Below are 255 nucleotides of genomic sequence, written 5' to 3' on the forward strand. Positions count from 1 at the left end.
GATAATGAACTAATTGATTTGAACGCTCATCTAATTCTTGATAAGTCATGGAGTTACTTTCATGAACTAAAGCAACAGCATTCGGAGTACGCTTAGCCTGCTCTTCGAATAAATCTACTACAGTCTTTTCTTTTGGATACGCTGTATCAGTATCGTTGAAGATACTTAATAATTGATGTGATTCTTCTTTGGTGAGCATCGATAAACCGCTTATTGGCTGCGTGATATTCTCTGCAATACTAACCAACAACTCTT

At 36.5% G+C, this 255-nt stretch carries 1 protein-coding gene; it reads right to left on the minus strand.

Annotation, left to right across the window (positions count from 1 at the left end):
- Window positions 1-255, minus strand: a 255-nt coding sequence (locus ACHRWY_RS27715; RefSeq protein WP_395359262.1) for a hypothetical protein, incomplete at both ends; no start/stop codon positions are given.

It is taken from the genome of Flavobacterium sp. FlaQc-48 (assembly GCF_044007335.1).
Lineage (GTDB): Bacteria > Bacteroidota > Bacteroidia > Flavobacteriales > Flavobacteriaceae > Flavobacterium.